Genomic DNA, 20,247 nt, shown 5'->3' on the forward strand with positions numbered 1-20,247 from the left:
TCTCGCCCGAGGCGGCGGCCGTTCCCCCACCCGCACCACCGTCACGACGAAAGAGAGAATCACTGTGACCGCTTTCCACGACGAGACCGTCACCGGCGAAGCCTTCACCGGCGAAACCGTCACAGGCGACGCCCTGCGCCGCACGCTCGGCCTGAGTCGCCGCCGTTTCCTCGGCACCTGCACCGCCGCCTCCGCCGCGGCGATCGCGGCCCCCGTCTTCGGCGCCGCGCCCGCCCTCGCGCAGGACCCGGCCGGGACCGCCGGGACCGCAGGCGGTGACCGGGGCCGTTCCGCCCTGGTCCCGCCGCACAAGCGCGGCATCATCCTCTACACCGTCCGTGACGCGGTCGGCCGCGACCCGCTCGCCTCCGACCTGCCCTCCGGTTTCCGCGAGGTCTTCCGGCAGCTGTCGCGCTTCGGCTACCGCCAGGTGGAGTTCGCGGGCTACGGCCAGCACGCCAACGCACCCGGCGGCGCCGATCTCGGCACCGTCAAGGGCGCGCGGCTGCTGCGCTCCTGGCTCGACGCGTACGGGCTGCGGGCGCAGGGCAGCCACGGCTACATCCCGCCGTCCTGGCCGCTGACGCCGACCGACCTGGACACCTTCAAGCGCTGGCTGGAGATCGCCAACATCCTCGGCATGGAGCACATGGGCACCGGCGCCGACCCCACCACCACCCCCTACCGGGCCGACTGGGACGTCGCCGCCGAGAAGTGGAACACCCTGGGCGCCGTCGCCCGCCGCGAGGGCGTCAAGCTCTACACCCACAACCACGACAGCGCCTACGACTTCCTGCTCGACGGCGGCCCGCTCGACGCCCAGGGGCGGCCGACCCGCAGCTCCGGCATCCGCAAGCTGGAGTACTTCCTGACCATGACGGACCGCAGGAACGTCTATCTGGAGCTGGACGTCTTCTGGGCGCACGTGGCCCAGTACAAGTTCCACACGTACACCGCCCACGACGGCTCGGCGGGCGAACGTGTCTTCGACCCGGCCGCGCTCGTGGTCCGCAACACCCACCGCTTCCCGCTTTTCCACGCCAAGGACGGCGTCGTCAACCCCCAGAGCGGGCTCGGCTACGACATGGTGCCGTTCGGCACGGGCGACATCGACTACCGGAGGTTCTTCACCCGGGTGGGCGCGAAGAACCACCACAACCCGATGGTCGAGCAGGACAACGCGCCGAGCACGAGCGCACCCGGCCAGTCGCTGGAGTTCGCCCGGGTCGGCTACGACAACCTCGCGGCCCTGCGCGCCCGCCACTGACCCGGCGTCACCCGCCCCCGTCACCGTCTCCACCCCGCAGACCGAAGGAGTTCTGAGTGCGCAACAGACGGATCGCCACCCTCGCGGGGGCGGCTGCGTTGGCCGGAGCCGTCGCGCTCCTGCCTCTCCCCGCAGCGCAAGCAGCCCCACCGGCTCCCGTGCCGCCGGCCGCGTCGGACTTCCAGAAGGTGACCCTCAACGACCGCCCGGGTGAGCCCATGGCCCTCGCCGTCCTGCCCGACCGGCGGGTGCTGCACACGGCGCGCACCGGCGAGGTCCGGATCCACGACCCCAGAAGCGGCGTCAACTTCCTTGCCGCCGACATGAAGAAGAGCCCCGCCGGGCTCTACCAGCACGACGAGGAAGGCGTGCAGGGCATCGCCGTCGACCCCGGCTTCGCCAAGAACCACTGGGTCTACCTCTACTACTCGCCCCGCCTCGACACCCCCGTGGACGACCCGGCCACCGCGGGTGTCAACGAGGGGGACGCGCCGCAGTTCGGCACGGCCGAGGACTTCGCCGCGTACCGGGGGGTCACCCGGCTGTCGCGGTTCAAGCTCGTGGGAAACACGCTCGCCTTCGCCACCGAGCAGAAGATCCTCGACGTACCGGCCGACCGCGGCATCTGCTGCCATGTCGGCGGCAAGATCGACTTCGACGGCAAGGGCAACCTGTTCCTGTCGACCGGTGACGACACCAACCCGTTCGCCTCCGACGGCTACGCCCCGCTCGACGACCGCCCCGGCCGCAACCCGGCCTACGACGCGCGGCGCACCGCGGGCAACACCGCCGACCTGCGCGGCAAGGTCCTGCGCGTCAAGGTCGGGAGCGACGGCGGATACGTCGTCCCCAAGGGCAACCTCTTCGCGCCGGGCACCCCCGGAACCCGACCCGAGATCTACGCCATGGGCCTGCGCAACCCGTTCCGCTTCGCCGTGGACGACCGGACCGGCGAGCTGTACCTCGGCGACTACTCGCCCGACGCCAACAGCGGCAACCCCGACCGCGGTCCCGCCGGCCAGGGCCGCTGGATGGTCGTCGACCGCCCCGCCAACTACGGCTGGCCGTTCTGCGTGACCCGCGGCCTGCCCTACCAGGACTACGACTTCGACACCCAGCGGTCGAGCGGCGCGTTCGACTGTGCCAGGCCGGTCAACGACTCGCGCCACAACACCGGCCGCAGCGTGCTGCCCCCGGTCACGGACGCGGAGATCGTCTACGGCTACGGCGCCTCCGACACCTTCCCCGAACTCGGCACGGGCGGCATCGGCCCCATGGGCGGCCCGGCCTACCACTACGACCGGCGCAACACGGCCGAGAACCGCTGGCCCCGGTACTACGACGGCAAGCCGCTCTTCTACGAGTGGACCCGCGACCAGATGAAGGCCATCACCCTCGGCCGCGGCAACGAGGTGCGCAGGATCGAGGACGCGATCCCCTCGATCAGGACCGACGGTCCGATCGACGCCGAGTTCGGCCCGGACGGCGCGCTGTACGTCCTCGAATACGGCACCGGGTACTTCGCGGAGCTGCCGGAGGCCCAGCTCTCCCGCATCGACTTCACCCGCGGCAACCGCACCCCCGAGCCACAGGTCGCCGCGGACGTGCTCAACGGGACCAGCCCGCTGACGGTCCGGTTCTCCAGCGCCGGCACCAAGGACGCCGACGGGGACACCCTCCGCTACGCCTGGGACTTCGACGCCGACGGCACCGTGGACTCCAGGGAGGCGAACCCGACCCACACCTTCACCAGCAACGCCGTCTTCGACGCCACGCTGAAGGTCACCGACAGCACCGGACGCTCGGCCTCCGCGTCCGTTCCGGTCGTGGTCGGCAACAAGGCGCCGGTCGTCTCGCTCACCACCGACCCGGCCCCCCACGGCGGCACGGCCTTCCACTGGGGCGACACCGTCACCTGGCAGGTGTACGTCACCGACGACCAGCCGGTGGACTGCGCGAAAGTCACCGTCTCGTTCATCCTCGGCCACGACTCGCACGGCCACCCGCTGTCGACGAGCAACGGCTGCTCGGGATCGTTCCAGACCTTCCTGGACGGCGGGCATTCCGGTGCCGACAACCTGAAGGCGGTCTTCAACGCCACCTACCAGGACACGCCCCCGGACGGCCTGCCGTCCCTCTCGGGCAGCGCCGAGGTCGCACTGACCCCGGCACACTGACGACGATGCCGGTCGAGCACCGCCGGTAGCGGTCGTCCCGGGTTGCCTGGAGCGCTAACACCGCCTCCAGGCAACCGCCTTCGGCCCCGGGAACGGGCCCGGCTCCGATTCGCCGTGCCGCCGGGGGTACCCGAAGGGCTCCGTCGCACGACCCGGGAGGCCCACCATGCACGAGGGCTTCGGGTCCCGTATCCCGCTCCGGGATCGACTCCTCCTCAAGCACATCGAGACCGAGATGCGGCGCGACCGCCGCCGCAACCGTACGGCCCAGCCGCCCCCCGCGCCGGGGGACCGCCGGCCGGCCGTCAGCCGGTCCGCGTCGAGCGGCCGAGCGGGAGGGGCACCGCGGACTCGGGGAGGCTGCCCGGCCCGAAGGCGACCGCCGGCGAGCCGCCTCCGATGCCCACCCCGTCCGGCGGCGGGCCGCCAGGAACGTCAGCTCCGCCTCCACCGAACCCGGCAGCGGGCACAGCCCGATTCCGCTGCCGTCCCGTACCGCGCGGCCGCGTCCCACTCCCGCGCGCGTCCACCACCCTCACCCGCATGCGTCCCGAGTCCCCCTCCGCGGCGACCCATGACGGCCCCGCCGGGCGCCGTGCGTCCTGCCGTGACGCGTGGTGGTGCCGGGCGGGGCGAGTGAGGAGGACGGTCCTGGGAGCCCCGTACCGAGCGACCCCGACGGGACAGATGACGGTCGCCCTCGGCCGGGTCTGCCGACCAGGGCTGGGCCGTCCTCGAGGACGTGTCCCGGCACACCGGAGGGCTTCAGCCCTGGCGGTGTCCGGACCGGGACTCCTGGGGGTCGACCCCGGTCTCCGCGGGGGCGTCCTTGGAGCCGCTCGGACGCCCGGAGCGGCCTCGGCCGCCCTGGGACCGGTGGCTCTTCTGGCCTCCCTCGGCGTGTTCCTCGCCGCGGGTGCTGTCGCTCTCCACCGTGTCGCCGGGGACCGGCCGGGTCTCTTCCTCGGACCGCTTCCGGCCCGGTCCCTTGTCGCCGCCGTATTCGGCGGTACGGAAGGAGCGCTCGGCGCTCGGGTTGTCCTGCTGGCGCGTCTCGTCCACGTCGGAGGCCCAGCCGTGGTCTCCGGTGCCGCGTGGCTTCTTCGTCATGGGTCGACCTGCCTGTTCATCGGGGCGGACTTTCCTTGGTACGTCCACGGCTTCACACGATCAGCATCACCACCATCCCGATCAGTCCGACCGCGACCAGCGCCACCACGATCATGATCAGGACGATCGGCATCGGCCCCCAGCCCTTGCGCAGTTCGGGGGGCTCAGGAGGGGAGATGCCGAAGGTGCCGCCTTCGGCGGGCGGGGTCTCACCCGGTGGCACCCCGCCGCCTGGTTCGAGTCCGGACGTCCGCCCGGGCTCGGGGTCGGGAGTCGTCATGGTGCACGCTCCTTTCTCGGTGCTCCGAGTACCCACGGTCGGAGGTGCCCCACGTGGGGCGGCCGCACATCGGGACCGGGTGCGGCCCGGCGGACGTTCCCGCCCGCGCCTCGGGGGGAACCCGTGCCGATGTGCCCCGCCCGCACCGGCCGCCGTACCGGCCCCGACGCGCAGGAGAACGAGATGCCCACCCCGCTGCCGGCCCCGTACCGCCAGGTCCGCGAGGAGACCGCCCGGCGCGCGGAGGCGCTGTGGCGGGTGGCGTGCGCGCTGCACGAGGACCCCGAGACCGGCTTCGCGGAGCATCGCGCGGCGGCCCTGCTCACCGGCGAGCTGGAACGGGCTGGATTTCGGGTACGGCGGAACGTGGCGGGCCTGCCGACGGCGTTCACGGCGTGTTCGGGCGAGGGGCGGCCGGCCGTGGCGCTGCTGCTGGAGTACGACGCCCTGCCCGGCCTCGGACATGCCTGCGGGCACAACCTGGTCGCCGCCGCCGGGCTCGGGGCGGCGCTGGTCGCGGACGCCGTGCGGGGGGCGGCCGACGGCGGTTGCGTGCTGGCCGTGGGCACGCCGGCCGAGGAGGGCGGGGGCGGCAAGGCGCTGGAGGCGGACGCCGGTGTCTTCGACGAGGTCGACGCCGCGCTGATGTTCCATCCCGGTGTCCACGACTGGGTGCGGGCGCCGCTCACCGCGCAGGAGCAGTACCGGGTCGCCTTCCGCGGCCGGGCCGCCCATCCCACCGGCGACCCGACCGAGGGCATCGACGCCCTCGCCGCCCTGATCGAGCTGTTCAACGTCCTGTCGGCGCTCGGCAGGCGGCTGCCGGAGGGCTCGCACGTGCAGGGGATCGTCACGCACGGCGGAACGGCGACCAACATCGTCCCCGACCGTGCCGAGGGCCGCTTCGGCCTGCGGGCGGCGACCACCGCCGCCCTGGACGACCTGGCGGTCCGGCTCGGTGTCTGCGCGGAGGGGGTGGCCCGGGCGACCGGCACGTCCCTTCGAGGTGGAGCGGGCGAGCGTCCGCTACGAGCACTTCCGGGACAACCACGTGCTCTCCGAGCGCTTCGCCGGTCATCTGAGCGCAGCGGGCATCACGCTCACCGCGCCGACACCCGGTGTCCACCTGGGCTCCTCGGACATCGGCAACGTCAGCGGCCGGGTGCCCGCCATCCACCCCTTCGTCGCGATCATGGACGCCGACGGCAGTGACCACACCCCGCGGTTCGCCGGGGCAGCCGCCTCCGAGCGGGCCCGGCACGTCCTGTCGGCGGTCGTGGAGGCACTGGCCGGCACGGCACTCGACGTCCTGCGGGACCCGCACCTACGGGTACGCGCGGCGACCGAGCACCGGACGGCCGCCGCCGACTGACCGACCGCCGGCCGCACGATGGCCGACAACCTGCACGGCGTCGCCCGGGCGCTGGGTGAGCGGCCGTTGGGCCGTTGACGGCATCCGGCTGAGCGCACCTCCCCGCGGTTCTCAGGTCCCGGCCGCCGGCCGTCAACCGGTGTCCGCGGTCTCCCCGGTGGCCGGGTGCCATTCGGCCAGGACGATCGTGGCGTCGTCCTCCAGCCGGTCGTGGTGGTGGTCGAGGATGGCGTGGACGAGGCGGCGCAGGGCCTCGGGGGCGGGTTCGCCGGCGGCGAGCGCGCGGGTGACGAAGTCGACGAGCCGGTCCTCGCCGAACCGCGTGCGGGTGTCGGAGCGCGCCTCGGTGACGCCGTCGGTGTGGATCAGGACGCGGTCGCCGGGTTCCAGCTGGGCCTGGTGCACGGTCCGGGAGGGCCGGTAGCCCGGGCCGAGGCCGAGCGGCAGTTCGCCCCGGGCCTCCAGGGCCCCCGGGACGACGCGGTGGGCGCGGATCAGCAGCGGCGGCGGGTGGCCGGCGTTGATCCAGGCCAGCTGTCCGGTGTCGAGGTCCAGGTGTGCGAAGACGCCGGTGAGCAGACCGCCCGGGCGCCATCGGTGCAGGTCCTCGTCGATCCGGGCGGCGATGTCGGCCAGGCTGCCACCGGCCCGGCGGGTGGACCGGCAGCCCGCCAGCGCGACGGCGGAGGCCAGTCCTGCGGCCAGGTCGTGGCCCATCGCGTCGACGACGGTCAGGTGCAGGCGTCCGTCGTCCAGGCCGTGGTCGAAGGCGTCCCCGCCGATCTCGTAGGCGGGCTCCAGGGCCGCGCTGGAGGTGACCTGGTCGGTGCCCAGGGTGCGTGGGGGCAGAAACGCCCAGACCATCTCCGCCGCGGTGGTCATCGGGCGGCTGCGGGAGGTACGGCTGATCAGGTCGCTGAATCCGCTCTTGGACACCAGGGCCAGCGCCGTCACAGCGGCCAGCTGCCTGGCGTCGTCCAGCAGGGCGGGGGTGAGTTCGTCGGCCGTGACGTGCAGCACGCCGATCCGGGCGATGCCGTCGACGAGGGGCAGCCAGGCCGCGGGCGGCCTGCGGCGCGAGAGCTGCGGCGTCATGGTCCGGTAGGCCCGTCCGGCCACCGTCCCCTCGATCGCCAGCGCTCCGCCGGGGCGGTCGGGGTCCTCGCCCGCCCCGGGCAGCGGCACCAGCTGCTCCTCCTGGACGTCCGCGAGGTGGACGGCCGCCGACGTCATTCCCAGCCGGCGGGCCGCATCCCCGACCAGCCGCGGCAGCTGCTGGGGGAGGCGGTGCGCGAGCGCTCCAGCAGCAGGCCCAGCGCGGCCCCCAGTTCGTCCGCCATCACTCACCGGCCCTTTCCCGACGTGGCCCCTTCTCCGAGTCTGGGACCGTTCCGCCCGGCGCGCCGCCTCGCGGGCACGGCGCGTGAGGGACGGTGTGCGGGAGGGCGGGTCAGAGCACGGCGAGGCGCTCCACCAGCAGGCGCACCCGCTCCTCCGTGACCTCGGGCGGGAGCCGTCCGGCCCGGGTCAGGGTCGCGACCCCGTGCAGGGACGCCCAGAACACCTCGGTGAACAGCCCCGGGTGGATGCCCTCCCCGGCGACCTCACCGAGGCACTCCAGCAGGGCGGCGAAGGCGTCCTTGAGCGGTTCCGGAGTGTCCTCCCGCGCATACGCCAGCCCGCCGTCGAGCTGGAACAGGGCGTCGTAGACCGCCGGATTGCGCTCGGCGTAGTCGAGGTAGGCGCGGGCGAGGGCGGCGACCCGCTCGCGCGGACCGTCCGCCGCGGCGGTCGAGGCCCGCAGCGCGACGGCCAGCTCGGAGGCGCCTTCCAGGGCGACGGCGCCGATGATCTCCCGTTTGCCGCGGAAGTGGCTGTAGAGGACGGGCTGGCTGTACTCGATGCGCTCGGCCAGGCGGCGTGTGGTGACCGCGTCCCAGCCCTGCTGCTCGGCGAGTTCGCGGGCCGTCGTCACGATGAGCCGCTCACGGTTCGCCCGCTCGCGCTCCTTGCGTTCCTTTACCGACATACCCCGATCCTAGCACCGCTAGACAACTGAGCGGTGGCAGCGCTAGCGTTGCCACATCGGATAGCACTGCTAGATTCCAGGAGGTCGTCATGCTCAGCGCACTTGAGGTGTTCACCATCGTGGTCGTCGGCCTGATGGTGGGGGTGGAGTTCTCCGTCGCCTTCGTCATGAACCGGATCCTCGACGCACTTCCCGGCGACGCCGGTCAGCTCGGCCACGCCCACGGGGGCCGGATGCTCGGCGCCCTCATGCCGTTCTGGTACATCGGCTCGCTCGTCCTCGTCGCGGTCTGGGCCGTCGCCGCACGGGGCGACGGCGCCACCGGCCTGGTCGTCGCCGCCGCCGCGCTGCTGCTCCTCAGCGTGATCATGTCGATCCTGCTGCTCGTCCCGATCAACAACCGGAACCGGACGTGGACCCCGCAGAACCGGCCCGCGGACTGGAAGGAGCAGCTGAACCGCTGGCAGCGCTGGCACTACCTCCGCGTCGCCGTCATCGTCGGCGCCTTCGCCCTGCTGGCCACCGCCCTCACCTGAGGGGACCGCAGCCCGCGGCAGCCGGCGGACACCGTGGAGGTCACCGGTCTCCGCCGGCTCCTCGGTGGCTTCGGTGCGGGTCCCCTTCCGGGGTGCCGAGTCGGCGGTGGTCCTCCTCGTCCCACGCCCGGGTGTCGCGCGGCTCGACGTACGGCTCCTCGTCGGCCGGGTGGCCCCCGGCGACGGCGCGCTGACGCGCCAGCTCCGCGTCGAACTCCAGGCCCAGCAGGATCGCGAGATTGGTGATCCACAGCCACACCAGGAAGATGACCACACCCGCGAGAGTGCCGTAGGTCTTGTTGTACGAGCCGAAGTTCGCCACGTACAGCGCGAACCCGGCGGACGCGGCCATCCAGATCAGCAGCGCCAGGAAGCTCCCCGGCGTGATCCAGCGGAAACCGCGGACGCGCGCGTTGGGGGTGGCCCAGTACAGGACGGCGATCATCACCGTCACCAGCAGCACCAGCACAGGCCACTTCGCGTACGACCACACGGTCAGCCCCGTGTCACCGACCCCGAGCGCCGTGCCCGCCTGCCGCGCGAGACTCCCGGTGAACACCACGATCAACGCGCTGATCACCGCCATCACCATCAGGACGACGGTCACGCCGACCCGTACCGGCAGCACCTTCCACACCGGTCGCCCTTCGGGGATGTCGTAGACCGCGTTGGCGCTGCGGATGAACGCGGCGACATAGCCGGACGCCGACCACACCGCGAGCACCAGGCCCACGACGGCCATGAGTGAGCCGAGCCCGCCCCTGCCCTGCATCTGCTGCACCGCGCTCCGCAGGATGTCCTGAGCCGCGCCCGGCGCGAGCTTCTGGATGTTGTCCAGGACCGCCCGGGTGGCGGACTGCCCGACGATCCCCAGCAGCGAGACCAGCGCCAGCAGCGCCGGGAACAGCGCCAGGATCGAGTAGTAGGTCAGCGCCGCGGCCCGGTCGGCCAGCTCGTCCCTCTTGAACTCCTTCAGGGTGCCCCTGAGCACTGCTGCCCAGGAGCGCTTGGGCAGGTCCGTCGGCTTCCCCGGGGCCTGCCGCTCCTCGCTCCCGTCCGTCCTGTCGGCGGCCGGGGCGTGCACGTCGTGGCGTCTGTGAGGCTTCAGCGTTCGTACCATTCCCGTCGGGTATCCGGCCCGCCACCAGCTATGCACATATATCCCTTATTGGACTTTTGGGGCCGATCGGGTGTGCTGTCGCCCGCCGCCGGGTGTTTCCCGCCCCCGGGGCGCTCGCCGCGCGCGGCTCGGGCAAGGGATGGAGCCGGGAGTGCGTGCCGGAGAGAGGAGTGCCGCCGTGGGTGACGGGCGACGCCGGGGGGAGCGGCTGGCGGACGCAGCGGACGCGCGACTGCCGGTGCACGACGGCGCGGGGCCGCTGCTGCGCAAGGCGTTCCCCGACCACGGGTCGTTCCTGCTGGGCGAACTGGCCCTGTACAGCCTGATCGTGCTCGTGCTGACCGGCGTGTGGCTGACCTTCTTCTTCGAGCCCGGGATGCGGGAGGTGGTGTACACCGGCTCCTACGCGCCGCTGCGCGGGGTACGGATGACGGAGGCGTTCGCGTCCACGATCGACATCAGCTTCGCCGTGCGGGGCGGGCTGCTGATCCGGCAGCTGCACCACTGGGCCGCGCTGGTGTTCGTCGCCGCGATCGGGGTGCATCTGCTGCGGGTCTTCTTCACCGGCGCCTTCCGCAGACCGCGGGAGGCGAACTGGGTCATCGGCGTCACGCTCCTCGTGCTCACCCTGGCCGAGGGTTTCGCCGGCTACTCCCTCCCGGACGACCTGCTCTCCGGCACCGGGCTGCGGATCGCCCAGGGCATCATGCTGTCCCTGCCGGTGGTGGGGACGTACGTCGCGCTGTTCGCGTTCGGCTCGCAGTACCCGGGGCACGACCTCGTCCCGCGGCTGTACGGCCTGCACATCCTGCTGTTGCCCGGACTGCTGCTCGGGCTGGTCACCGTGCATCTGGTCCTCGTCTTCTTCCTCAAGCACACCCAGTGGCGCGCCCCGGGCCGCACCCACGCGAACGCCGTCGGAAAACCGATGTACCCGCAGTTCACAGCGTCGTCCGGCGGCCTGTCCCTGGCCGTCTTCGGGCTGCTCGCCGCTCTCGCCGGCGTCGCGCAGGTCAATCCCGTGTGGCAGTACGGCCCCTACCGCCCGGACGTCGTGTCGACCGGTTCGCAGCCGGACTGGTACGTCGGCTTCCTCGAGGGCGCGCTGCGACTCGTACCGCCGTGGGAGACGACCGTCGCCGGGCACACCGTCATGTGGAACGTCCTGCTGCCGGCCGTCGTCCTGCCCGGACTGTTCTTCGGCGTGCTCTACGCCTACCCCTTCGCCGAACAGCGCCTCACCGGGGAGGGCAGCCGGGAACAGCACCTGTGCGACCGGCCCCGCGAGCGCCCGGTGCGCACCGGACTGGGCGTCGCGGGGATCACCTTCTACGGCGTGCTGGTGCTGGCCGGCGGCAACGACGTCGTGGCGGCGACGTTCCGCGTCTCGGTGAACGCCCTCACCTGGATCCTCCGGATCGCCCTGGTCCTCGGCCCCGTCGTCGCGTTCTTCGTCACCCGGGCGCTGTGTCACGCCCTGCTGCGCGCCGAACGGGCACGGCTCGCCGAGGGCGAGGAGACCGGTGAGGTGCGGCAGACCCTCGCGGGAGGCTATGAGGGCGGCCACCGCCCGGTGACGTCCTTCCGGCCGGGCGCACCGCGCCTACCGCTCAGCCCTCCTGGTCGCCCCGGTGGACGTACTGGAACACCATCCCCAGAACACCGCGCGCCAGAATCCCGAAACCGATGAGGAACAGCCACAGCCCGTAGACCACCCCGGTCGCCGCGAGGGCGAAGCCCAGCGCGGTGACGACGGGCCAGCCGCTGTGCGGCGGGAAGAAGTCCAGCGGCCCCACCCGGTCGGCGACCTCGGCGTCGGTGCGGTCCTGGGCCCGGGTGCCGGTGCCGGACGTACTGCACGGAGCAGTAGAACGACACGAGGGCGCCCATGCAGAACGCCACCACGAGCGCCGCCGTACCCGCCGGGTCCCAGCGCGACCAGAAACCGTAGAGCACCGCGGCTCCGCCGAAGAAGACGGCCACGCCCCCGAACAGCATCGCCTCCGCCTTCACCGTGCGTCCTCCCGCTCCGGGACGTCCGGGTGGCGCAGATCGAACGCCGGTGACTCCGAGCGGATCCTCGGCAGCGCCACGAAGTTGTGCCGGGGCGGCGGGCAGGAGGTCGTCCATTCCAGGGAGCGCCCGTACCCCCAGGGGTCGTCCTCCGTGGCGCGCCGCCCGTGGCGCGCCGTGCGCCAGACGTTGTAGAGGAACGGCAGGGTGGAGACGCCGAGCAGGAACGCACCGGCCGTCGACAGGGTGTTGAGCAGGGTGAAGCCGTCGGAGGGCAGATAGTCGGCGTACCGGCGGGGCATCCCCTCCTCGCCCAGCCAGTGCTGCACGAGGAACGTCAGCTGGAAGCCGGGGAAGAGCAGCCAGAAGTGCACTTTGCCCAGCCGTTCGTCGAGCATCCTGCCGGTGAACTTGGGCCACCAGAAGTAGAAGCCGGCGAACATCGCGAAGACCACCGTGCCGAACAGGACGTAGTGCAGATGGGCGACGACGAAGTACGAGTCGGTGAGGTGGAAGTCGAGGGGCGGGGACGCGACGAGCACCCCGCTCAGTCCGCCCAGCAGGAACGTCACGAGGAAGCCCGCCGACCACAGCATCGGCGTCTCGAAGGAGAGCGAACCGCGCATCATGGTGCCGGTCCAGGCGAAGAACTTGATGCCCGTCGGTACGGCGATGAGGAACGACATGACCGAGAAGAACGGCAGCAGGACCGCGCCCGTCGCGAACATGTGGTGCGCCCACACCACCGCCGACAGCATGGTGATCGTGGTGGTCGCCCCGATCATCGGCAGATAGCCGAACAGGGGTTTGCGGGAGAACACCGGGAGGATCTCGGAGATGATGCCGAAGAACGGCAGGGCGACGATGTAGACCTCCGGGTGCCCGAAGAACCAGAACAGGTGCTGCCACAGGAGGGCGCCGCCGTTGGCGGGGTCGAATACGTGCGAGCCGAACGTGCGGTCGGACTCCAGGGCCAGCAGCGCGGCGGTCAGCACGGGGAAGGAGGGCAGCACCAGGATCGACGTGAACAGCACGTTCCAGGTGAACATCGGCATCCGGAACATGGTCATCGCCGGGGCCCGCAGGCACAGGATGGTGGCGATGAAGTTGACCGCGCCGAGCGTGGTCGACACACCGGTGACCACCAGGCCCATCACCCACAGGTCGGCGCCGGCCCCGGGGGAGTGGTACGCGCTGTTGAGCGGGGCGTAGGCGAACCAGCCGAACGCGGCCGCGCCGCCCGGTGTCACGAACCCGGAGACGACCATCAGACCGCCGAAGAGGTACATCCAGTACGACAGCGCGTTGAGCCGAGGGAACGCCACATCGGGAGCCCCGATCTGCAACGGCATCACGGCGTTGGTGAACCCCGCGAACATCGGGGTCGCGAAGAGCAGCATCATGATCGTGCCGTGGATGGTGACGAACTCGTCGTAGGTCTGCTCGCTGAGGAACTGCAGCCCGGGCCGGGCCAGTTCGGCCCGCATACCGAGGGCGAGCAGACCGGCGAGGAGGAAGAACGCGAACGCCGTCACCATGTACAGGTTGCCGATCACCTTGTGATCGGTGGTCGTGGTCCAGCGGAGCAGCCGTCGGCCCAGGGGGAGCGTGACATCGCCGGGCGTGCGTGCCCCGCCTGCGGCGATGCGTGGGGGTGACACCTCGGTCATGGTCCGACGCTACCGGTGACCTCCGCTCGTGCCGGGATCGCCACGCTTGCGGGCATTCACTCCTCAGGGGCGGGTACTCGGCCCCGATGAACACGACACACGGACCGGGTACGCCGTTCGAGGCGGCCGAGCAGACGGCCGCGGCCGGATCGGCGGCGGGCATTGTCCTGATCGTCGTCTGCGGCGTACTCGTCACGGCCGCCCTGGTGTGGGCGGTCCGCTTCGGCACCAGGGTGCGGGCCCGGGAGCAGTCCCCGGGGCGCACGGCGACGCGCTCCGGGCCGCCGCGGCCGACTCGGCGGCCGGTGGACCAGGAACGGCTGCAGCGGCGCGAGCCCGGCGAGGTGCCCCAGGCCGGCCCCGGCGACCGCCCTCTCACACCGCACGAACTCGGCAACGCGCCCGACCGGCCGAGCGAGAGCCAGGAACGCCCTCGCCGGCGCCCCGGCTCCGGCGGCTCGTTCGGCAGCGGCGGCCACTGACCGGGCCGGCCTCCTACTTGACGTCGACGAAGTCGGCGGACGCCGTCGAGGCGCCGGTCGTGGCGGTGCCGGCGAAGGTGTAGCGGTAGTAACCGTCGGCGGTGGCCTTGGTCGTGGCCTTCAGGGTGCCGGTGCTGCTGGTCCTGACCGTCTTCAGGGTGGTGTACGTGCTGCCGCCCTTCTTGCGGAACTGCAGCTTCACGAGCTGGGACGCGTAGCCCGCGTACTTCCCCGTCGACCAGTTCGCGCGGGCGAGCTTGCCCGTGACGGTGATGGTCCTGCCCTTCTTGACCGGCTCGGGTGTGGCGTCGGCGGTCACTGTGGCGGCCTTCTTGATCGCGGCGGCGGCGACGTCGTCGTCGTAACTGGCGTTCGCGTACAGGTCCCAGCCGCCCAGGAACAGCTTCCAGGTCCCCGCGACGCCGTTGTTCTTCATGTCGGTGGCGGGGCGGATGTGGAAGACGGCCTTGCAGGTGTAGACGCCCTGGGTGGCCGACTCCGTGCAACTGGGGTCGTCGTCCGTCCCCAGGCCGCCGGTGATGCCGTCCGTGGTGGAGCTGTCGGTGCCCTGCCACAGGAAGGCCTCGGTGAGGGCGACGCCGTTCTGGTCGGTCGCGGTGTAGGTGACGGCGACGGTCTTCGTGCCGGTGGTGCCGAGCACGATGTCCTTGCCGCCGTTGACGACCGCGTGGGAGAACTTGGTGTTGCCCAACGCGTCGTACGGACGCACCGTCGCGGAGGCGCCGGAGGCGAAGGCGCCGAGCTTCGTCGACGCGCCCGTGCGCTCCGAGGCCTGAGCGGCCACCGGAAGGGCGAGCGCGGACAGGACGACGACACCGGAGACGACGGCGGCGGCCGTGACGCGTATACGCATGATCCCCCCACAAGAACCTGAGAGGCCCGCCGAAGTCGTCCTCCGGTCGGGCCTGTTGATCTCCGCATCATAGGAACCCGGTGTGTAAAGAGTGGAGATCGTTCCGGCAATGGCTGGGCAACGGAAGCCTGTCGAGCCCGCACCGTTCAGGCGAGGTCGGCGAGGTCCTCCTGGGTGAGTGTGATCCCGGCGGCGGCCATGTTGTCCTCCAGATGCGCCAGGGAACCCGAGCCGGGAATCGCCAGGGTCACCGGCGAGGAGGCCAGCAGCCAGGCCAGACCGATCCGGGCCGGGCCGGCACCGTGCCGGGCGGCGACCTTGGCCAACCGCGCGTCGTCCGGTTCCCGGCCGCCGCCGAGCGGGAAGAAGGGCACGAACGCGATGCCGGCCTCCTCGCAGGCGGTCAGCACGTCCATGTCGTCCCGGCGGGCGGCGTGGAACTGGTTCTGCACGGCCGCGACCGGGGCGATCGCGCGGGCCTCCGCGAGGTGGGCGCCGTCGACGTTGCTGATGCCGAGGTGACGGATCAGCCCTTCCTCGCGCAGCGCGGCGAGGGCCTCGAACGAGGCGGCGATGGAGGTGCCGCGCGGGGGACCCATGGCGCCCACCCGCAGATAGACCAGGTCCAGTCGGTCCACGCCCAGACCGTCGAGGTTGGCCTCGACGAAGCCGCGCATGTCGGCGGGGGCGCCGTGGGAGAGGCCACCGGGGCCGAAGACGGGGCCCACCTTGGTGGCGATGACCAGGTCCGCGGGATAGGGGTGCAGGGCCTCACGGATCAGGGTGTTCGCGCGTACCGCGCCACCGGCGCTGGCGTAGAAGTCCGCGGTGTCGATGTGGTTGACGCCGAGTTCGACGGCGCGGCGCAGCACGGCGCGGCCGCTCTGCGGGTCGCGGGCGGGGCCGCCGATGCCCTGCCGGGACGGCAGGCGCATGGCGCCGAAACCGAGCCGGTTCACGGGCAGGTCGCCGCCCAGACGGAATGCATTGCTCATGGCGCCAGCTTCACGGCGCGGCGGAGCGTCGGCCATGGTCTGGCACCTTGCTGCCAGGGGCGCGGCCGCGGTGCTGCGGCGCGCCCCCGGCAACCGCACGCGTCAGGGTGCGGTGGTGTTGCCCGCGACCTGCGTCACGAGCGGCGTGCCCGGCGGGTCGTGTACAGCGCCGCGCCGCCGAGGGCTATCACCGCGGCGGCGGTGCCGGCGATGAGGCCGACCGGCGCGCTGGAGCCGGTCTCGGCCAGGGGCGGGGTGCTGTGGCTGGGGGAGGGCTTCGGGCCGGCGGGCGGCGGCGACTGCATCGGCGGGACGTCCGACGTGGTCGGCGGGGTGCTGGAGGAGACGGGGGCGGTGGGGGTGGCCGGCGGCGTCGTGTCCTCGGCGGGGGGCTCGCTCGCCGGGGGTGAACTCGGGGTGGTGGGCGTCGGCTCGACGGGCGTCGAAGGCGGCGAGGCGGGCTGGTCCGGGGTGCAGGGCTTGTCGCCCCCGTTCCACGCGGCGATGAGGTGGTACGGGGTGACGATGTTGCCGGGCTGGTACGGCGCGGGGCCGTGACCGTCGCCCGTCTTGCCGTCGTACAGGACGTCGTCGCCGTAGAGGTCGATCTGCCCGTAGCAGTCGGGGGTCTCGACCGACAGCTTCTGCCAGGTCCGCTTGGTGTCGTCGGTGCCGGCGACGTCGGCCGCGGTGAGGTACACCGTGGCGTGGTCGACGAGGGTCTGGTGGCCGGAGGTGTACCAGTTGGATCCCTCGGTGGTGTACTCGGCCAGCGAGACCGGGTACGTGCAGCCGTCGCCGACCTTCTGCCCGGGGGCGAGGCGCACCTCGACGGTGCCCGGGACGGAGGTCCACTGGTGGAAGCCGCCCTGGGAGGTCCAGTCGGCGCCGACCGGGTTTCCGTCGCCGTCGACGAGGCGGTACTGCACGGTGGCCGACTGGCAGCTGCCTCCGGTTGTGGCGCTCGCTTGGGTCGCTCCGAGCAGCGGCGCGGTGGCGAGGAGGGCGGTCGTGGCGAGGGCGGCCGCGGTTCTGGAACGTGAGGAGTGCGTCAAGATCTGCCTCTGGGGGATCAGGATGGGGGAGGTCGGTGCGCGCGAGCCGTCGAGACCCACGGAGACCGGGAGTCTGCGGCGGGGACACTCGCGTCACAGGGCTCACTCAGGACGCAGTGAGTGATCGAGATTGTCGCCAATTCATCGAACTTCCGTCAAACTTTCTCGAGTTCGCCACAAACTGCACAGAATCCGGCTGATACGGCCCCAACCGTCCCGAGGCCGACGTTCTCGCCGGGCGCCCTGCTGGAACGTCCACGACGACCGCCGCCGCGACTTCTGGGGCAACGTCGTCATCGAGTCCTGGTACAAGGAACGGGGCGGAACGGGGCGGGGGCGCCGGTCGCTCGCCCTCCGCCTGGGTGGCGGACACGATCACCCGCGGGCCAGGCCGAGTTCAGCCGCGCGCAGCCCGGCCTGGAAGCGTGATTCCGCGCCCAGGACGGCAAGGAGTTCGGCGACCCTGCGGCGATAGGTGCGCAGCGACATCCCCAGCTCCCGGGCGGCCGCGGCGTCGGTGGCACCCGAGCTCAGCGTGCGCAGCACCGAGCGGGCCCGGGCGTCGATGTGGGGTCGATCGGCGGCGAGGAAGGCCGCCAGGTCCGTGGCCGTCTCCCACGCGGCCTCGAACAATGCGTACGCCCCGCTCACCAGAGCGGGTTCCGTGCTGAGGGTGTACGTGCGGTCACGGCGACCTGACGCGCCCGAGGCGGGACCGGTGAGGATCATGGTGCGTCGGTCGATGAACGCGGTGCCCCGGGGGACGGGGGCGGCGGTGACACGCACCTGGATGCCCTGGGCGGCCATCTCGCGCAGGACGTCCCGGTCACGTTCGTCGGCGAGCGCCGTGGGGCTGTACAGCTTGCGGGCCCGGCGGGCTCTCTCGCCGTTCATCCGACGCCGGGCCGACTCGCGGGCACCGGGCCAGGTGTCCAGATCGTGCGCGATGTTGACCCACTCCGTCTCGTCGGGCTCCACCAGCGGCCAGACCCGTGTGCGCAGTTCGAGATCACTGTGGAGGAAGATCGTCTGTGGCATGGATCCAGTGTGCCCCGGCGGCATTCCGGAGCTCGCCCGGGCGAGGGACCGCGGCCGGGCCGCGGCCGCACCTGCCTCCCCGGCGATCCGGTGCCCGGTACCCACGGCCCGGCTGCGCCGGCCGGTGGACCGACTGACGGCCGTCTTCGGGAAATCAACCGGGGTTTTGTCGCGCCTCCCCTCATATTCTGCGCCGTTTATCCCTGCCCTGACGCTTTTCGACGCACCGCGCGCGAGAACCGAATGAAAGACCCCCCGGTGGGGTACTTCTTCGCTTGCCGGAATGGCCGTGGAACGGAGTGGGGGCCGTACCTCCCCCGGGCGGGAGCCGACGCGGTTCCCTTGTCTCTCCGTGATCAAACCATGACCGCCCTGTCGTTATCGAATCGTCACATCGAGGGGTCGGCGGGCGGCGAGGGGGACGTTGCCGCATGTGGGTGCTCGCGTTACGGTTGTCCGATCTTCGGATGAAAGTGCAGACGGGAGCGTTGCACCTGCCCTTCCCGGCTCCTCCCGGACACATCCCCGCCACGACGGCGCAACACGGGCTCCGCATGTGCGGGCCGCGCCGCGCTGTGCATGTGTGACCGTACCGAACCGGCCCACCGAACAAAGCTACGCGCGATGACCGAACCCGCCGTACGGGGGCACCGCAGTATTTCCCCGCCGACCCCGACCGTCGTTGACTCCTCGCATGCGGCCCACCTAATGTCGCCGACAGCGGTGCAGAAAAAGAATGGGAATATTCGTCGCAGCGGCTTTCTTCTCTGCCTTCCGCTGACGAAGCAATAGTTCCGCGTTGACGTTCAGGAGAGGAATTTCATGCTCCCCTACGCCGACAGGTCGGCAATGGTCAGTGGCCTTCCCGAAGCATCGCGCCATGCTCGCCGTGGAGACCGGCGGGCAAGCGCCCCGCCGCACGTCACCTGCATGGCGAGTCTGGACGCCGGCCTCAAGATAGAAGCGGCCAACGCCGACTTCTTCCGGCATGTGGCCCGGCCGTCCACGGAGATCTGCGGACGCAGCATCTACGACGTCCTGCATCCGAGTGCCCGCAACATCCTGCCCAAGCACTTCACCCACCTCTCGAACGGCCACGGCAGCCGATTCGTGGAGCGGGTGGTCGCCATGCGAGGGCACGACCGCGTCTTCTCCGCGGAGATCACCGGCATAGCCGTCAAGGGGGAGGGCGACGACCTGTCAGGTGTCGTCGTCCTGATGAGCCCCGAGGACGAGCCGGCCGAAGCGGCGGAGCGCCCCGCCAAGCCGACGCCGGTGCTCACCGCCCTGGACGCCCGCATCCTCGAGGGGGTGGCCACCGGCGCCTCGACCATCCAACTGGCCTCGCGCCTCTACCTCAGCCGACAGGGCGTGGAGTACCACGTCGGACTGATGCTGCGCCGGTTCAAGGCCCCCAACCGTGCCGCGCTCGTCTCCCGCGCCTACTCCATGGGCGTCCTCACGGTCGGCAGTTGGCCGCCCCGTGCCGTGTCCGAGTACGTGAAGTGACCCCTCGGCACCGTGTGCCGCCACCGGACTCCCCAGGCCCGCCAGGGGAGTCCGGCCCATTTCTCACGGCGGACCGGCGCGGTCAGCGGCGCTGACCACCGATCCCCTCGTCGTCGGCGTCCTGCCAGGGCAGATGCTGGTACGGGCCGTCGCTGATCCGTACGACCTCACGTCCACGCCTGCTCCCGCACAGCGCCGACGCGCGGACGCCGGCACCCGAGACGTCCTCCATGTCCAGCTGGAAGCGGTCGAGATCGTTCATCAGCCGCCGGACGTACGGCGAGTCACCGTCGGCCAGCCGCAGCGACTCCAGGCTGCGACGCAGCTCCACCAGGGCACCGCGCACATGGGCGAGTTCCACGTTCGTCATGGCTCTTCCTCCGTCTCCTCCGGACCGGCCGACAGGCCGTCGCGCACACCGACCCGAGACCCGGACACATCACCGCCGCACCCCCGGGGCGGTGTCGCCTCATTCAGAGGGGAGAACCCGGACGAGCGCAACACCTCGCACAGCGCCCCGGGCCATGTCTGGGCGTTTCCCGAAACACACCGCCCCCGGGACGGCCTCCGCACCCGGCGACCCGGCACGAATCTAGGGGCCGCCCTAGTCCATGCGCCCCTAGCGTGAGTAGCCCGGCGGTCCGCGATCCGCTGCCCGACCCCTGGCGGGCCGGCGCGGGCCGCCGACTACGCCGTGCGCCGTATGCATGCCGTACCCGA

At 71.8% G+C, this 20,247-nt stretch carries 18 protein-coding genes and 3 pseudogenes; 7 read left to right on the forward strand and 14 right to left on the reverse strand.

Annotated features, from left to right (window positions below):
* The first annotated feature begins 64 nt into the window (after nucleotides 1-64).
* Complete coding sequence (locus U5640_RS39525) at nucleotides 65-1,267, forward strand: sugar phosphate isomerase/epimerase family protein (RefSeq protein ID WP_340384040.1); 1,203 nt, start codon at nucleotides 65-67, stop codon at nucleotides 1,265-1,267.
* Nucleotides 1,268-1,323: 56 nt separating this feature from the next.
* Nucleotides 1,324-3,444 carry a PQQ-dependent sugar dehydrogenase gene (locus U5640_RS39530; RefSeq protein ID WP_340384041.1) on the forward strand — a complete coding sequence of 707 codons (2,121 nt, stop codon included), beginning with the start codon at nucleotides 1,324-1,326 and terminating at the stop codon, nucleotides 3,442-3,444.
* Nucleotides 3,445-3,747: 303 nt separating this feature from the next.
* Here U5640_RS39530 and U5640_RS39535 read toward each other — a convergent pair.
* The 3 genes and pseudogenes from U5640_RS39535 to U5640_RS39545 all read right to left on the reverse strand — a co-directional run.
* Nucleotides 3,748-3,946 (reverse strand): annotated as a pseudogene (locus tag U5640_RS39535) (Ppx/GppA family phosphatase); the annotation flags it as partial.
* 263 nt (nucleotides 3,947-4,209) lie between these two features.
* On the reverse strand, nucleotides 4,210-4,554 hold the full coding sequence (locus tag U5640_RS39540; RefSeq protein WP_340384042.1) for a hypothetical protein: 345 nt from the start codon (nucleotides 4,552-4,554) through the stop codon (nucleotides 4,210-4,212).
* A 52-nt stretch (nucleotides 4,555-4,606) separates the two neighbouring features.
* The gene (locus tag U5640_RS39545; RefSeq protein ID WP_340384043.1) at nucleotides 4,607-4,834 is read right to left on the reverse strand and encodes a DUF6480 family protein; all 228 of its coding nucleotides are present in this window, start codon (nucleotides 4,832-4,834) and stop codon (nucleotides 4,607-4,609) included.
* Between the two features lie 183 nt (nucleotides 4,835-5,017).
* Between U5640_RS39545 and U5640_RS39550 the strand changes: the two are divergent.
* Nucleotides 5,018-6,206: pseudogene (locus U5640_RS39550) on the forward strand (amidohydrolase).
* Between the two features lie 132 nt (nucleotides 6,207-6,338).
* Here the strand turns inward: U5640_RS39550 and U5640_RS39555 are convergent.
* Nucleotides 6,339-7,439 carry a PP2C family protein-serine/threonine phosphatase gene (locus tag U5640_RS39555; RefSeq protein ID WP_340384044.1) on the reverse strand — a complete coding sequence of 367 codons (1,101 nt, stop codon included), beginning with the start codon at nucleotides 7,437-7,439 and terminating at the stop codon, nucleotides 6,339-6,341.
* A 217-nt stretch (nucleotides 7,440-7,656) separates the two neighbouring features.
* On the reverse strand, nucleotides 7,657-8,235 hold the full coding sequence (locus tag U5640_RS39560; RefSeq protein ID WP_340384045.1) for a TetR/AcrR family transcriptional regulator: 579 nt from the start codon (nucleotides 8,233-8,235) through the stop codon (nucleotides 7,657-7,659).
* Nucleotides 8,236-8,324: 89 nt separating this feature from the next.
* Between U5640_RS39560 and U5640_RS39565 the strand changes: the two genes are divergently transcribed.
* Entirely contained in the window at nucleotides 8,325-8,771 is a 447-nt protein-coding gene (locus tag U5640_RS39565) for a DUF1772 domain-containing protein (RefSeq protein ID WP_340384046.1), read from the forward strand.
* A gap of 40 nt (nucleotides 8,772-8,811) precedes the next feature.
* Here U5640_RS39565 and U5640_RS39570 read toward each other — a convergent pair whose 3' ends face one another.
* On the reverse strand, nucleotides 8,812-9,891 hold the full coding sequence (locus tag U5640_RS39570) for a YihY/virulence factor BrkB family protein (protein WP_340384047.1): 1,080 nt from the start codon (nucleotides 9,889-9,891) through the stop codon (nucleotides 8,812-8,814).
* A gap of 139 nt (nucleotides 9,892-10,030) precedes the next feature.
* Here U5640_RS39570 and U5640_RS39575 point away from each other — a divergent pair, with 139 nt between their 5' ends.
* Nucleotides 10,031-11,581: a cytochrome bc complex cytochrome b subunit gene (locus U5640_RS39575; protein ID WP_340384048.1), complete on the forward strand. Its 1,551-nt coding sequence runs from the start codon at nucleotides 10,031-10,033 to the stop codon at nucleotides 11,579-11,581.
* Here U5640_RS39575 and U5640_RS39580 read toward each other — a convergent pair.
* The 3 genes and pseudogenes from U5640_RS39580 to ctaD all read right to left on the reverse strand — a co-directional run bounded on the left by U5640_RS39580 (nucleotide 11,502) and on the right by ctaD (nucleotide 13,574).
* Nucleotides 11,502-11,687 (reverse strand): cytochrome c oxidase subunit 4, encoded by a 186-nt coding sequence (locus U5640_RS39580; RefSeq protein WP_340384049.1) that lies wholly within the window; start codon nucleotides 11,685-11,687, stop codon nucleotides 11,502-11,504. The genes U5640_RS39575 and U5640_RS39580 overlap by 80 nt on opposite strands.
* A 109-nt stretch (nucleotides 11,688-11,796) precedes the next feature.
* A pseudogene (locus U5640_RS39585) lies at nucleotides 11,797-11,889 on the reverse strand (cytochrome c oxidase subunit 4); the annotation flags it as partial.
* Nucleotides 11,890-11,900: 11 nt separating this feature from the next.
* Complete coding sequence (ctaD, locus tag U5640_RS39590; protein ID WP_340384050.1) at nucleotides 11,901-13,574, reverse strand: cytochrome c oxidase subunit I; 1,674 nt, start codon at nucleotides 13,572-13,574, stop codon at nucleotides 11,901-11,903.
* 86 nt (nucleotides 13,575-13,660) lie between these two features.
* Between ctaD and U5640_RS39595 the strand changes: the two genes are divergently transcribed.
* Complete coding sequence (locus U5640_RS39595) at nucleotides 13,661-14,056, forward strand: DUF6479 family protein (RefSeq protein ID WP_340384051.1); 396 nt, start codon at nucleotides 13,661-13,663, stop codon at nucleotides 14,054-14,056.
* Nucleotides 14,057-14,069: 13 nt separating this feature from the next.
* Here U5640_RS39595 and U5640_RS39600 read toward each other — a convergent pair whose 3' ends face one another.
* The 4 genes from U5640_RS39600 to U5640_RS39615 form a co-directional block, all read right to left on the reverse strand.
* Nucleotides 14,070-14,930, reverse strand: coding sequence for a hypothetical protein (locus U5640_RS39600; RefSeq protein ID WP_340384052.1), 861 nt, complete (start codon nucleotides 14,928-14,930; stop codon nucleotides 14,070-14,072).
* Nucleotides 14,931-15,076: 146 nt separating this feature from the next.
* A complete protein-coding gene (locus tag U5640_RS39605) occupies nucleotides 15,077-15,925 on the reverse strand; it encodes an aldo/keto reductase (RefSeq protein ID WP_340384053.1) in 849 nt (282 codons plus the stop codon).
* Nucleotides 15,926-16,059: 134 nt separating this feature from the next.
* The gene (locus tag U5640_RS39610) at nucleotides 16,060-16,980 is read right to left on the reverse strand and encodes a hypothetical protein (protein WP_340384054.1); all 921 of its coding nucleotides are present in this window, start codon (nucleotides 16,978-16,980) and stop codon (nucleotides 16,060-16,062) included.
* A gap of 375 nt (nucleotides 16,981-17,355) precedes the next feature.
* Nucleotides 17,356-18,018 carry a DNA-binding response regulator gene (locus U5640_RS39615; RefSeq protein ID WP_340384055.1) on the reverse strand — a complete coding sequence of 221 codons (663 nt, stop codon included), beginning with the start codon at nucleotides 18,016-18,018 and terminating at the stop codon, nucleotides 17,356-17,358.
* Nucleotides 18,019-18,948: 930 nt separating this feature from the next.
* On the opposite strand from U5640_RS39615, the gene U5640_RS39620 reads away from it, so the two are divergent.
* Nucleotides 18,949-19,527 carry a LuxR C-terminal-related transcriptional regulator gene (locus U5640_RS39620; protein WP_340384056.1) on the forward strand — a complete coding sequence of 193 codons (579 nt, stop codon included), beginning with the start codon at nucleotides 18,949-18,951 and terminating at the stop codon, nucleotides 19,525-19,527.
* 82 nt (nucleotides 19,528-19,609) lie between these two features.
* Here U5640_RS39620 and U5640_RS39625 read toward each other — a convergent pair whose 3' ends face one another.
* Entirely contained in the window at nucleotides 19,610-19,897 is a 288-nt protein-coding gene (locus tag U5640_RS39625; protein ID WP_340384057.1) for a hypothetical protein, read from the reverse strand.
* Nucleotides 19,898-20,247 lie beyond the last annotated feature (350 nt).

Origin of the sequence: Streptomyces sp. SS7, from assembly GCF_037993025.1 — a bacterium.
In the GTDB taxonomy this organism is placed as follows: domain Bacteria; phylum Actinomycetota; class Actinomycetes; order Streptomycetales; family Streptomycetaceae; genus Streptomyces.